Annotated in this window: 7 protein-coding genes; 3 read left to right on the top strand and 4 right to left on the bottom strand. The window is 66.3% G+C overall.

Annotated features, from left to right (window positions below):
- The first annotated feature begins 122 nt into the window (after positions 1-122).
- Entirely contained in the window at positions 123-1862 is a 1740-nt protein-coding gene (locus tag NR810_RS09930; RefSeq protein ID WP_257450722.1) for a HEAT repeat domain-containing protein, read from the top strand.
- 194 nt (positions 1863-2056) lie between these two features.
- A complete protein-coding gene (locus tag NR810_RS09925) occupies positions 2057-2584 on the top strand; it encodes a hypothetical protein (RefSeq protein ID WP_257450602.1) in 528 nt (175 codons plus the stop codon).
- A 19-nt stretch (positions 2585-2603) separates the two neighbouring features.
- Here the strand turns inward: NR810_RS09925 and NR810_RS09920 are convergent, their stop codons facing one another.
- The 4 genes from NR810_RS09920 to NR810_RS09905 form a co-directional block, all read right to left on the bottom strand.
- Positions 2604-2978: a hypothetical protein gene (locus tag NR810_RS09920; RefSeq protein ID WP_257450600.1), complete on the bottom strand. Its 375-nt coding sequence runs from the start codon at positions 2976-2978 to the stop codon at positions 2604-2606.
- Positions 2979-3799: 821 nt separating this feature from the next.
- On the bottom strand, positions 3800-4189 hold the full coding sequence (locus NR810_RS09915; RefSeq protein ID WP_257450598.1) for a hypothetical protein: 390 nt from the start codon (positions 4187-4189) through the stop codon (positions 3800-3802).
- Between the two features lie 10 nt (positions 4190-4199).
- Positions 4200-9872 (bottom strand): RHS repeat-associated core domain-containing protein, encoded by a 5673-nt coding sequence (locus tag NR810_RS09910; protein ID WP_257450596.1) that lies wholly within the window; start codon positions 9870-9872, stop codon positions 4200-4202.
- 125 nt (positions 9873-9997) lie between these two features.
- Entirely contained in the window at positions 9998-10969 is a 972-nt protein-coding gene (locus NR810_RS09905; protein ID WP_257450594.1) for a hypothetical protein, read from the bottom strand.
- Here NR810_RS09905 and NR810_RS09900 point away from each other — a divergent pair.
- Positions 10968-12311, top strand: a complete 1344-nt coding sequence (locus NR810_RS09900) for a HEAT repeat domain-containing protein (RefSeq protein WP_257450592.1) — start codon at positions 10968-10970, stop codon at positions 12309-12311. The genes NR810_RS09905 and NR810_RS09900 overlap by 2 nt on opposite strands.
- The last annotated feature ends 46 nt before the right edge of the window (positions 12312-12357 follow it).

Raw genomic sequence — 12357 nt, 5'->3', positions numbered from 1 at the left:
CGCCCTTCCATCGAGCCCGGATGTCCTCCCGGTCTATGATGCGAGGCGTGATGCGCTCCTCGCGAAGATGGTCTCTTCTCCCGGCTCCCTCCCGGCTTCGTGGGGGAGGGCTCTTGCTTCTGGTGTTCGTGCTGCTCGGAGCCGCACCCGGAGGAGCGGCTCCCGGCGAGGAAGTGTGCGCGACGGTCGAGGCCTGTGTCGCGAGGCTGGTGGAGCTCGGCTCCGCGCGGGGACCCCAGGGTGGCATCACGAATGAGGATGAAGCCCTGGGCCGGGCGTTGGCGAAGCTGGGGCCGGACGCATTGCCTCGGCTGACGGCGCTGCTCGAGCACCGCCATCCTCAGGTGCGTGAGAGCGCGGCATACGCGCTCGGCTTCTTCGACGAAGCCGCGAAGCCGGCGATCCCGGCGCTCACCCGGGCCGTGAAGAACAAGGTGCTCTGGGCGGCCTGGGCGCTGGGTCGCACGAAGGACGCATCGGTCATCCCCACGCTCAGGCAGATGTTGCTCCGAGGTGACATGGGGGTCGTCCAGTTACTGGAGGACTTCGGTGAAGCGGGCGTGGCCGTTCTCGTCGAGGCGCTCGAGGACAGGAAGACCTCCACCAAGGTGCTGCGAGTCATGCTGGACGAGCTCGACAGCCGCCGCGGGGCCCCACCTGTCACGGCTCCGGTGGTGCCCCGTCTGGCCGCCGTGCTCGCCGATGCCAGGCGTCCGCCATTGGCCAGGAGGGTGGCGATCCTCTGGCTGGCGCACATCGGTCCGGCGGCGAGCGAGGCCATTCCCGAGCTCCGGAAGGTACGCGATGCATCTGGCGACGAGCAGCTGCGTGACGCCGCGTCCGATGCGCTGACGGCGATGGGGGAGGGCGACGTGGTGGCCAACCTCATCCGCGCGCTGGACAACCCGGATGGAGTCGAGCGCGGGGGGGTGTTCGCCAACCTGGGGCGGCTGGGCCCGGCGGCGACGCCCGCGATCCCCCGGCTCTCCGAGCTGCTGCGAACCGCCAGGGATTGGGAGGCTCGGGAGCGGGCGGCTGAGGCGTTGGGGTGGACGCGCTCGCCCGATGCGGTGCCCGTGCTGCTCGAGGCCGCCCTGGGGGAGCTCTCCTGGCGTGTCCAATACGAGGCCGTGACGGCCTTGGGGCGTGTCGGCTCGGCGGAGGCACTCCCGATGCTCGCCGCCTTGCGGCGGGAGCACTGGTTCGGTCCGGTCCGCCGTGCCGCGGAGAGAGCCATGGAGGCCATCGAGCTCGCGAGCCGGGCTCCCCGTCCGATGCACCACTCCCAGGGGTTCTGGAAGGAGCGCTGGGCGGCGTGGGATGAGCGAAGGGCGTCTCCCGAGGAGCGGTGCTGGGACGAGGAAGCCAGGCAGTGGCGGGTTCGCAAGGGGGAGCGCTGGCTGACCCTGAAGCCGGTGGATCGGCCGCGGCGGCCCGACACGTTCCAGAACTTCCCATACCCCGAGCTGCGCAGTGCCCAGACGAGCTTCCACCGTGTGGAGGGAGGGTGGCTCATGGGGGTGGACAAGGGAGAGTTTGGCGGCGCGCTGTGGTTCCTCGCGGAGGACGGGAGCAAGACGCCCATCCTGGAGACGGAGGAGGAGTCCTTTCTGGGTTTCGCGGAGCTTCCCGGCAGACTCCTGGCGTTCACGGGGATGGCGCACATGGGGCTCAATGAGGGCTTTGCCCACACGCTCACCCGCGAGGGTGATGGCACCTGGACGCTCCACCATCTGGCACAACTGCCCGGGTTCCCGAAGGCCTGGCGGATCGACGCGGATATCACCCTGGTGGTGGCGACGGGGAGCGGGGTGGTGGAGCTCGCCTACACCGGGGTGCAGCGGATGCTGCCCTGCCCGTGAACGAGGGCGGCAACCCGTTCGGCCTCGACGGGTTGCCGCTCCCGCCTGTCAGTGGGGCCTACTCGGCGAGGATGCGGCGGCAGATACCGCCCGGTCCACCGTCACAGTAGTAACCCTTGGGGCACAGGCCCTCGGTCCAGGCGCATCATTCCCGAATGCGGTCACGCCCCGAGCCCGAGTCCGCCCGTAGCCTCGTGTCCGGCCTCCTTCTCGGAGGCGCATTGCTCCTGGGCCTGGCCTTCCTGGTGATGTGGCCGTTCAGCTACTGGCGCTACACCTCGTTTGGCGTCGACGTGGATCGTGCCGAGGGCGCCGCGATCCTTCAGACCCATTATCGCCTCCGGTGGCCGGGAAACGGCGCTTTCCTGATGGGGGCCGACGTGTTCCGGCGTCTCGGGCCGGGGCCTCTGGATCGTTTCGATCTTGGGGGCGCCTTCTTTCGAGCGCCCCGGAAGCCGCCGGAGCGGTCTGTCTGGAACCGGATGGGGTTCTGGCTCATCAGTGACGAGAGCCAGGGTGGAGCGGACACCGCCCGGGACGCGGTGAAGGTGCGGTCGTTCTGGGTGGGCGTCCCGAGCTGGGTGCCTCCGTTGCTGCTGGGGCTGCTGCCTGCTCGATGGTGGATTCGAAGGAGGCGGCACATGATGCCGCCACGCTCGACATGGCGAGGAATGACTACGCACACCGTCGTGGGCTTCTTGCGGATGAAATCCGGTCAATGATCTCCTGCTCGGGTTGATTTTACGACATCTCGAATCGCCGTGCATACATACGCAACAGACTGGCTGTTGAGTTCGTCTTCACCTCGAAGCAGTAGATGTCCGACAGGTCCACTCCCAATACGGCCCACTTCTGCTGCAACTCGCGCAACGCTGGCGAGTCCTCGATGCATTGGCCTTCGCGAATACTTTCAGGCGCCCGCACGCCAAAGTTCATCAAGGCCTCGAAAGCGTAGCAGTCCAGAAAGCGAACCGATTGAATCCGCCCATTCGGCCACTGAATGTGCAAGGCTACCTCGTCACAGTCGCCGGGGTTTCTCCTGTCGACGAAGACGTCCAACAGAACGGCATCGTGCCAGTCCAGTAAATCGAAAGACTCTTTCATGTCGATCTTCATGGATTGAAGCCTGGGTCCTTGTCACTTGATCTCGGGCTGTGATGCGTGCCTTTCCCGTTGAGATGATAGTGACTGTAGTTGGGTCCTTTTTTGCCGGGAGGCGTAGCCGGGTCGATCCGCAATCGCTCGGTGAACTTCCCATCAACGATCTCGCCATAGCTGCCGGAGCGGTGAGGATTTATGGGGCCTTTGGGAACAGCCATCCTTATGCGGGACCGAACTCGCCATCTCGTCCTCCTTATCGATTCACCGGCCAGTGCGCCGCTGGCGAGTCATAGGGAACCACATTGCCTTGAAGGTCGAGGCTACGGAAGGGTGTCTGACACCTCCGAACATGGGACAGGCCGAAAGTACATCCAGCAGTCTGCAGGCTGCTGCGCAGTCTGAGCACGCAATTGCTCGACGAACTCCAACCAAGACCTGACTACAGGCAGGTTACGATGGTCATCACCAGCCCAGCAGATGAAATCTACTCCCTTCTGAATTAACAATCTAGCAAATCGAGAAAACTCGATACCCTCGACATCTTCGCCCCTGCGCTGGGCATCCCAGGCAGCATTCATGAAGGATTCTGCGGCTCCTTCCAGATCCACGACAAGGCGGCAATTATCAGTCGAGCCAAAGTACTCCCGCGCAACACGAGACAAAAAATCCTCGCTGGTATCAATCTTACGGAGACGAATGCCTCTGGGACATGGAATTCCGTCAACCGCTCGAACCATCACAAACTGTGACATTCTACTACCCCCCTCGGTCGGAACGGTCAGTGCGTAGCCTGAGACTGCCGTCCTTCAGGCCTTTATCCAGTCGCCGCATGGTTTTCATCCTTCTGCGGGACCGAACTCGAATGCTTTGGCCTCGAACTTCACCTTCACCATGAAGGCATCCGGATCCGTTCCTCCGGTGAGATCGAGGTAGAACTCGATGTACTCGCGATCTGCACTGGCCACCGCTCCGAAATCCACTACGGTGGAGTTCAGCTGGTAGCGGCCGCCTTCGCAGGTGATCGACCGTACCCCTTGAAGGCGGAGCAGGGCCGGCGCGAACCTTGCTTCGGCATCGAAGATGCTGGCTCCCTCGGCCCTGAGCACCTTGCCTGCGTTGAACTTCAGCAGGCATTCTGCTTCGCCGATCTTCAGCTCTACCTGTTGAAGCAGCGAGTCGCCAAGGTACAGCGTATTGAAGCGGCTTATGATCTTGGTTCGCTCCATCGCGTCCTCCTTATCGATTCACCGGCCAGTGCGCCGCCGGCGAGTCATAGGGAACCACATTGCCTTGAAGGTCGAGGCTGGGTCCGCGTTCGTTCACACCAGGGCCGGGTTGGAACCCGTGACCGTGTGACTTTGAGTAGTTTCGATGTGGACCGTGGAGTTGTTGCGCGGGCGAGCCATTGGGAAACCGCGTCTCGACGAACGTTCCCGACGGATTGCCTACGGTCACCCCGCCGGCCGGCTCAATCATCGTATTGCCTTTCGGATCAACGATGAACCGACCCACTGGATGCCCCGTGTGGGAATCAACTGTGGGGCCCGGTGCGCTCTCTCTCCAACCAGTGGGGAGAAGCTCCGGTCCTGGATTCGTTATGTCCCTTACGGCATCACTGGCGGCGTCGCCCATTTTAGCAGCGTCGCTCGTTGCATCTATTGCCTTGTCGGCAGCACGGACGGCGTCGACCGTCTTGTCCGCCCCTCTGACGGCGTCCACGGTCTTGTCGATCGCGCGTACGCCCTTGATGGCCGCGCCGGCGCCGCCCGGAACGAAGGGCACCACCACCGCAGCGGTGTCCGCCACGACACCGACGACGTCCATTACCTTGGCGAAGGTCGAGGTGTTCTCATCCCACGTGGAGATGCTGTGGATGCCCATGGCCAGGCTGGCCACGTCCCACGCCGTTTCGACGACGGTGCCCGTCGGGTCGACGAAGGTGACGGGGTTGCCCACCGCGTATCCGTACAGGTTGCACTCCACCGGTCGGCCAACGCACAGCTTTGGTTGTTCGAGGAAGAGCGGGTCCGGCGTCATGAAGCGGTTGAGCCCGGAGTCGTAGTCGCGCACGCCCATGCGGATGAGGCCCAGGTCCGCGTCGTATCCCTTCTCCACGTAGTCGATGGCGGCGGCGTGCGATGGGTGGATGTCGCGATCACCGAAAGGGGATGCCAGGCGGGGGGTTCCATCCACATCCGCGATGACCGAGCCCCGGGTATCCGCTGCCAGCATCTCGAAGGAGCCGTTCTTCACCAGGCCCACCACGTGGCCGGCGAACTTGAACGGCTGCGTGAGCCCCGTCTCGTCGAGGTACATGCCCCCTTCGAGGTAGGCCGCCACCGGGGTGTTGCCGGCGAGCTTCATCAGCCGCTGGCCGGCCTCGTCATGGATGAATCGCCACTCGAGGACACCCTTGCGCGCGGTCTCGAGGTGGCCGTGGGGGCCGTAGGTGAAGGTGAGGTTGCCCCGGGTGATGGTCCGGCCGAGCGCGTCGAAGGTATAGGAGATGTCGCCCGCTGTGAGGGTGGAACCCTGCTGGTCGAGCGTGCGGGTCACCCCGTTGTGGGTGATGGACGTGGGCAGGCCGAAGGTGTCGAAGCCATACACATAGGCCGCATCCGCGTCCGTCGATTGTGTCAGGAATCCCTGGGGCGAGTACTGGTAGGCGCGTTGGAGCGGCCGGCCGTTGATGACGATGTCCTCGGTGTCGAGGAAGCCACGGCCGTTCAGCTTGATGCTGGTCGAGGCCGTCCAGCGATTCGAGCTCAGGAAGAGGCCGGTGCGCTTGCGGCTGAGGCCATCGTAGGTCAGCGTCGCCGTCTCACCCGTGGCGAAGGTGGCCTGCCTGGGCTGGCCATTCGCGTTGTAGGTGAACGTCGCCAGCGGCTGGCCGTCGAGGTGGAGGGTGTGCAGGCGGCCAAAGGTGTCCCAGCCTTGTTTCTGCGTGGAGACGGACAGGACGAGGCCGGCCGCGTCTCTCACCGTGGTGGTGGCCTGGGCGACGTCACCATTGTCGGCGTAGGTCCACGTCGTCTCCACCGTGCGCCAGCCGTTGAGCTGGACGGTGCGGTGCCACGTCTTTCCATCGGGGTAGTACGAGAACGTCTTGACGAAGCCTTCTCCCTCCACCGCCGTCAACAGGCCCACGTCCGTGCGACGCGTGGGGTCGGCTGGGGTGGCCCCGTCATGATGGAAGCGATAGGCCAGTGAGGTGCCCGTGGTCAGGTCGGTGTGGGTCTCCACCGTCCTGCGACCGATGCCGTCGTAGGCGTAGGCCTCCGCTCGCACGGGCTGGCCCGCCGGAGAGAGGAAGCGCTTGCCCTCCAATTGCCCCGTTCCGGGGGTGTAGGTGTACTCGACGGTGGCGATGTCCTCGCGCCAGATGCGCGAGACGCGGCCGTGCCCGTCATAGGAGGCCAGGTGTCGCTTCCCACCGGGCAGCAGCACGGTGCGCACGCGGCCCAGGGCGTCGTACCCGTAGGTGTAACGGGTGCCCACCTCGTCCTCGTAGGCCACCACGCGCTCGGCGGCATCCACGAAGTGCGTCCGTCGATGCATCCCGTTCTCCAGCACCTGGCGCTGGAGGAGCCCGTCCTGGAAGGTGACCGAGCCGGTCGTATGGCGCTCCACGTCGACATGCAGCCGTGAGAGTGCGTCCACCTCGTGGCCGAAGCCCGCCGTCCGCGACCGGTGCAGGAGCTGCCCTCCGCGCAGCAGGTCCGCGTATGTGACGGAGGTGGTGTCCAGGGTGGGTGGCTCGGTAGCGCGCTGATAGGTGCTCGTCTCGCGTTGGGTGCGGCTGCGCGTGGTGACGCCGTTGAAGGCCCAGCCCTCGGGGATCTTCTCCGCGGCCGCCACGTCCTCTCCGGCCGCCGTCAGCCACTCCACCGACTCGGAGTGGGCGCCGGACCCGGCGTCCACCAGCGAGGCCACACGGATGGAGCCGGGCCGCTGGGCCTGCGCGAACTCGTAGGCCAGCACCATGTTGGGGTCGGTCTCGGTGGCCCGGCCCGTGTTGTCCCACTGTTTCTTCAGCCGCTCCTGCTCGTCGTAGCGGAAGTGCTGCGCGTACGACTTGCCGCCTCGTTGCTTCACCAGCGTGAGCAGGTTGTCAGTAAGCGGATCCCTTTGCGCCACCTCCACCCAGGTGCCGTCCGGCGAGGTCACCTTGCTCAACAGCAGGGTGAGCGGATCCATGTCAAAGGTGGTCGTCCCCCGGCCTGGCTCGGAGACGCTCTGCACGGTGTGGTCGGCCCGGTAGCCCACCTCCTGCAGCACCAGCGTCTGGCCATCACCGACGCTCTCCACCCGCTCCACCAGGCCCACCACATTGCGCCTGAGGCGGCTTTCATGCCGGAAGTCCAGCGTGCTGTCGGCGTGGGTGCCAGACAGGATGATGCGATCCTCCAGACAGTGCAGGTGGTTGGCGAGGCCCGAGACCAGGGCGCGCCGCTTCTCCGTGGTAAGGGTGCCATGCCTCAGGTGCTGCACCACCGTGGCCGGGCACACGTCGGCCTCGTATACGGGGTACTCCGTCCACTCCTCCAGGCGCTCGCCCTGGGGACCGAGCCAGCCGGACCGTACCTCCTTCAGGCGCTTCCACGGGATACCCCGGAAGCTCGCGTCCTCGTACTGCCGGGAGGTGAAGCTGTGCAGGCCAGGGGTGCGTGCGTCTTTCTGGGAGGAGGATGCCGGCAGGCCGGCGTAGGTGTCTCCGTTGAGGAAGTCTTCTGTCTGGGTGACGGTGCCGTCCTGGCGCTCCACCGTGCCGTAGCCCACCAGGAACTTGCCCACCGAGTGGTGAACGGGGTGGGTGTACGCGTAGTCGTAGCGGAGGGCGTCATAACCGCTGGACTCCACCACGAGGGTGGACAGCACCGCCGGAAGTTGGTGCACCTCGGGGCCGGAGGGGCCGCGTCCGTACTGGAAGCGCAGCACGGTGCCTCGGCCGTCGTCGGCGGATGCCATCAGGCCCGTTTCGGGGCCGTCCAGCGCCACGCCATGGGTGATGCCGTAGGAGGCGAAGGCCACCTCGGTGTTGCCGCTGCCGCGGAAGTCCGCCACCACCGGCAGGGTGGAGACGTAGCCCAGGTAATAGAAGGAGGGGATGTCCAGCTCCTGGAAGGCCAGGCCCGTGTTCATGAAGAGGCGCACATCGCCCTGCGCCACCAGCAGCACGTCCGTGAGGCCGTCACGGTTGCCGTCCATGAAGTGGAAGGCGTACCCCGCCGGAGACACGTAGTAACCGTAGAGGTTGATGAGGGGGTACTCCTGCGCGATGGGCTCGAACTCGAATTGCCCCTTGGCCCACCACACCGCCAGCCCGCCCGAGTGGCGCACCACGAGGTCAGGCAGGCTGTCTCCATTCATGTCCTGCGCCCAGGTGGCCAGGGGCTGGTAGGAGTTGCCGCTCTGCGAGAGCAGGGCACCCTGTCGCGCCGGACCGAAGGCGAGCTGCCCGGAGGTGCTGTTGTTGGGTAGTACCTCGACGACTCCTGCGGCCACGCGCAGCAGCTCTGGCTTTCGGTCCCGGTTCAGGTCGACGAGGCGGGTGTTGGCATCCAGCTCCCACTGTCCCTCCAGAGCGGCGAAGTGCAGCAACCGGCCCTCGCGGTTGCACAACACCAGACCGGTGGTGCGGCGCGAGGCATCGAACTCGAGAGACACCACCTGATAGGCGCTGTCCTCGGGGAACATCTGCGCCAGGTGTCGCGGGAGGTTGTAGTACGAGGCCCCGGAGCGGCAGCCGTAGAAGGTATCGGCGGAGGGAGCCGGCAGGGGCTCGATGACGAAGCCGGTCGCGGTCTGCCGTATCAGCGCGCCATCATAGGCGTGCTCGAAGTCGATGCGGCCGTCGGAGTCAATATCGAGGAAGGTGGCTTTCTCCGGTTGGAAGACGTCCTCTCCCATGAGGGCCAGCGTCTGATCCATCCGGGGGTTGAAGAACCACTCTGGCTGTCGCAGGCGCTCGCGAGCGTGGTGATAGGTGTAGCGGGTGGGCGGAGGCTGCTCGCCGGAGGGGAAGCGCTGCGCCACCTGCTCCAGGTAGAAGGCGGGCCCCAAGCCATCGCTGGCGTGCGTCAGAACGTAGCGCCAGCGCTCGGCGTCGACGTCAGTGCCGGCTCCGCGCGCGTACACCGTCACGGTGGACACACGCCGGTCTAGCGCCAGGCCCACGCCGGAGCGGTAATCCACGAAGGGAATGACGACGGGCTGGTATCCCAGCTCGATGCGGTACTGGAAGTCCTCCCCCGAGCCACCATGGAAGGCACGCTGGAGGAAGAGGCGGCCCGAGGCATTGGGCTGCCACTCCAGGCGGGTGCGGCGGCCGAGCACCGTCACCACGTCAGTGAGGTACCAGGCGAAGGTGCCACGAGGGGTGTCGATGCGCGCCTGCCCGCCGAAATGCCAGGTGCTGCCGTCCGGCAGCCAGGCGGTGGCGCTCGTGCCGTTCATCCGCACGCGCACCGGCGTGGAAACTCCCTGCGGGTACCAGTCCCCATCACGGCCTTGCACCAGCCGGCCCCAGGGACTCGTCAGCTCGTCGGTGACGTAGTCGAGATCACCCTGGGTCCGCCAGCGCTCGAGGGACAGGGAATTGTTCCAGCCGACCCCCCATTCCGAAGCGCCCGAGTCCGGCGAGTACGTGGGGAAGAGGGGAGCCAGCAGAGCTCCCCGGTCCTCCGGCACGCTGAAGGGGGAAGGCAGGGAGAAGGCTCCCCGGCTGACGTCGGCGGGCCCGAAGGCGGTGTTGACGAGCTGCCCCGTCAGGCTTCCTCGCTGCGGCGCGGAGAGCTGGGGCGCCTGCATGAGCATGTCCCGCAGGGGGCCATCGAATGCCAGGGCCGGGGAGGCAGAGGCCAGGCACACCCATACCAGCACAGTGCTCACGACGAGAGGACGCTTCACGTTTCTTCACCCCCACCACACGCGGCACCGAGCCGCGATTACTGGAAAGAAAAGACTGTCAGTTGCACTGCCTTGTCCCCCGGGCGGACGTATCGAGGTGCGCCCTCCCGGGGGGCCGCGGAGGCTCAGAGGCTCGGAGCCTGGGCCTCCGTGAACGACGACGAGGTGGACGTCGACTTGCAGGACTCGATCCAGGGGAAGCGCGGAGGCTGCCCGGAGCGCGTCTCCACCTCGAACGCCACCACCATCTCCGTCACCAGGTGCAGCAGGTTGAGCGACTTGATCGAGCGCAGGTTGATGTCGAAGCGGGTGAAGGGTGACAGCCCGTTTGCCACCGAGGCGAGCTGCCCTGCGGGGGTGTTCCGCCAGTTGAGGTAGGTGGTCTCCGCCTCGTTGATGCGCCCGAACAGCGGACGCCCAAAGGACTGGTGGAGCCACTCAGCATTCTCCATGCGGTAGCGCTGCGGCCCGAGCACCATCGGGAACACCAGCTCTTCATTCACGCTGAGCGGCAGGTCTATCACCTGCTTGCGAGCATACTCCACGTCGGACACCTGCGGCAGAGTGAAGAAGACCATCATGTTGCGGATGATGGGCACGTCCTTCTTGCACGCCAGCCGTTTCTCCCCATCCGCGTGGAAGAAGTCCTTGGGGTCCACGGGGATGGAGGCAATGGAGGTCCGGTTGATTTTGTCCCACACAGCCTCGGACATAGAGGAATCCAGCTTGTAGTACACCGTGTCCGGCGGTTGGGGCGCGGGCGGCGGCGGAGGCTGCTGGAACCACTGCTCCCGTGGGCGCGGGATGCTCAGGTACATGTAACTGACGGTGGGGTTGCCCTTCTGGTCCAGCCCCATCAGGTTCGTCTTCGTCTCCACCTGAGAAGCCACGAGGGCCAGTCTGGGCGCCAGCGATGCGTAGGACTCGGTGAAGTCCGCGTTGATGAAGCTGTCGAGCGTCGTCATCGTCCCGGTCGTCCCCGTGCTCGCCCGCAGGTCCTGAAGGACCACCGTGCTCTGGGCGGTCCGGGCGCTGGGGCTCACGAAGGATGCATCGGTCCTCCCCACGCTCAGGCGGGTGTTGCTCCGAGGTGACATGGGGGTCGTCCAGGTCCTGGAGGACTTCGGTGAAGCGGGCGTGGCCGTTCTCGTCGAGGTGCTCGAGGACAGGAAGACCTCCACCAAGACGCTGAGGGCCATGCTGGACGAGCTCGACAGCCGCCGCGGGGCCCCACCTGTCACGGCTCCGGTGGTGCCCCGTCTGGCCGCCGTGCTCGCCGATGCCAGGCGTCCGCCATTGGCCAGGAGGGTGGCGATCCTCTGGCTGGCGCACATCGGTCCGGCGGCGAGCGAGGCCATTCCCGAGCTCCGGAAGGTACGCGATGCATCTGGCGACGAGCAGCTGCGTGACGCCGCGTCCGATGCGCTGACGGCGATGGGGGAGGGCGACGTGGTGGCCAACCTCATCCGCGCGCTGGACAACCCGGATGGAGTCGAGCGCGGGGGGGTGTTCGCCAACCTGGGGCGGCTGGGCCCGGCGGCGACGCCCGCGATCCCCCGGCTCTCCGAGCTGCTGCGAACCGCCAGGGATTGGGAGGCTCGGGAGCGGGCGGCTGAGGCGTTGGGGTGGACGCGCTCGCCCGATGCGGTGCCCGTGCTGCTCGAGGCCGCCCTGGGGGAGCTCTCCTGGCGTGTCCAATACGAGGCCGTGACGGCCTTGGGGCGTGTCGGCTCGGCGGAGGCACTCCCGATGCTCGCCGCCTTGCGGCGGGAGCACTGGTTCGGTCCGGTCCGCCGTGCCGCGGAGAGAGCCATGGAGGCCATCGAGCTCGCGAGCCGGGCTCCCCGTCCGATGCACCACTCCCAGGGGTTCTGGAAGGAGCGCTGGGCGGCGTGGGATGAGCGAAGGGCGTCTCCCGAGGAGCGGTGCTGGGACGAGGAAGCCAGGCAGTGGCGGGTTCGCAAGGGGGAGCGCTGGCTGACCCTGAAGCCGGTGGATCGGCCGCGGCGGCCCGACACGTTCCAGAACTTCCCATACCCCGAGCTGCGCAGTGCCCAGACGAGCTTCCACCGTGTGGAGGGAGGGTGGCTCATGGGGGTGGACAAGGGAGAGTTTGGCGGCGCGCTGTGGTTCCTCGCGGAGGACGGGAGCAAGACGCCCATCCTGGAGACGGAGGAGGAGTCCTTTCTGGGTTTCGCGGAGCTTCCCGGCAGACTCCTGGCGTTCACGGGGATGGCGCACATGGGGCTCAATGAGGGCTTTGCCCACACGCTCACCCGCGAGGGTGATGGCACCTGGACGCTCCACCATCTGGCACAACTGCCCGGGTTCCCGAAGGCCTGGCGGATCGACGCGGATATCACCCTGGTGGTGGCGACGGGGAGCGGGGTGGTGGAGCTCGCCTACACCGGGGTGCAGCGGATGCTGCCCTGCCCGTGAACGAGGGCGGCAACCCGTTCGGCCTCGACGGGTTGCCGCTCCCGCC

It is taken from the genome of Archangium lipolyticum, assembly GCF_024623785.1.
In the GTDB taxonomy this organism is placed as follows: Bacteria; Myxococcota; Myxococcia; order Myxococcales; family Myxococcaceae; genus Archangium; species Archangium lipolyticum.
This window is presented reverse-complemented; position numbering and strand designations above follow the sequence as displayed.